The 1,527-nt window shown below is 69.4% G+C and carries 3 protein-coding genes; all 3 read left to right on the forward strand.

The annotated features are described in order from the left end of the window. Positions 1 to 204 (forward strand): ABC transporter permease subunit (locus AC27VN_RS41205; protein ID WP_490880474.1); only part of this gene is annotated, 204 nt, incomplete at its 5' end. Then, the gene (locus tag AC27VN_RS41210; protein WP_413764433.1) at positions 201 to 1,088 is read left to right on the forward strand and encodes an ABC transporter permease; all 888 of its coding nucleotides are present in this window, start codon (positions 201 to 203) and stop codon (positions 1,086 to 1,088) included. The genes AC27VN_RS41205 and AC27VN_RS41210, both read left to right, overlap by 4 nt. A 23-nt stretch (positions 1,089 to 1,111) precedes the next feature. Continuing rightward, the coding region (locus AC27VN_RS41215) for an ATP-binding cassette domain-containing protein (protein WP_490880475.1) at positions 1,112 to 1,527 on the forward strand (416 nt) is incomplete at its 3' end.

The raw sequence follows: 1,527 nt of genomic DNA on the forward strand, positions 1-1,527 counted from the left end.
CTGCTGGCCGGCACCATCGTGGTGGAGAACGTGTTCTACCTGCCGGGCCTGGGCCGCCTGATCTTCCAGGCCATCAGCAACCGCGACCTCATCGTCGTGCGCAACTGCGTCATGCTGCTCGCGGCCATGGTCGTCATCGTCAACTTCGTGGTCGACGTGCTCTATGCCGTCATCGACCCGCGCATCAAGGCGAGCGACATATGAGCGCCACTCCCGCTTCCCTGGCCGTGCCTTCGGCCGCCGCCCTCAAGCTGCCCGGCTTCTGGCAGCGCGCGCGCCACCACCGCAGCTTCGTCATCGGCGGCGTGCTCGCCGCCCTGCTGCTGCTCGCGGCCCTGGTCTCCTACCTCTGGACGCCCTACTCGCCCTACGCCATGGACATGGCCAACAAGATGCAGGCGCCCTCGGCCAGCCACTGGCTGGGCACCGACGCCTTCGGGCGCGACGTGGCCTCGCTGCTGCTGGTGGGGGCCCGCGCCTCCATCCTCGTGGGCGTCATCGCGGTCGGCATCGGCCTGGTGGTAGGCACCGCCCTGGGCCTGCTGGCCGCCGCTCGACGGGGCTGGGTCGAGGAAGCCATCATGCGTTTCTCCGACTTCTCGCTGGCCTTCCCCGCCATCCTCTCGGCCATCATGATGACGGCCGTCTTCGGCGCGGGCATCGTCAACGCCATCATCGCCATCGGCATCTACAACATCCCCACCTTCGCGCGCATCACGCGAGCATCGGCCAACGCCATCTGGTCGCGCGAGTACGTGGCCGCCGCCCGTGCCTGCGGCAAGGGATCATTCGCCATCACCATGCAGCACGTGCTGCCCAACATCTCGGCGGTGCTGATCGTGCAGATCACCATCCGCTTCGCCATCGCGATCCTGGCCGAGGCTGCTCTGTCCTACCTCGGGCTGGGCACGCAGCCGCCGCAACCGTCCTGGGGCCGCATGCTCAGCGAGGCGCAGACCTTGATGTTCCAGCAGCCCCTGCTGGCCGTCTTCCCGGGCATGGCCATCGCGCTGGCGGTGCTGGGCCTGAACCTGCTGGGCGACGGCCTGCGCGACCTGCTCGATCCGCGCCTGGCGCGCGCGAGGTGAGCGACATGGCAACCAACAACCCCATGCCCCTCCTCGAAGTCGACAACCTCCACATCGGCCTGCAGACCCAGCGCGGCCCCGCCCAGGCCGTGCGCGGCGTCTCCTTCTCGCTCGAGCGCGGCCAGACCCTCGGCATCGTGGGCGAGTCGGGCTGCGGCAAGTCCATCACGGTCATGTCCCTCATGGGCCTGCTGCCCGCCACCGCCAAGGTCACGGGCAGCATCCGCCTGGACGGCCAGGAGCTCATCGGGCAGCCCGAGTCCGCCATGTGCCGGATCCGCGGCAACCGCATCGGCATGATCTTCCAGGAGCCGATGACGGCCCTGAACCCGGTCCACACCATCGCGCGCCAGGTCGGCGAGCCGCTGCGCCTGCACCGTGGGCTCACCTCCAAGCAGGCCCGCGCCGAGGCGCTGAACCTGCTGCAGCGCGTGGGCAT

The organism is Variovorax sp. 20P10.2.4 (assembly GCF_058244205.1).

Coding starts and splice junctions, on each gene's coding strand:
- AC27VN_RS41210 (WP_413764433.1), top strand. CDS start 201: ATGAGCGCCACTCCCGCTTCCCTGGCCGTGCCTTCGGCCGCCGCCCTC.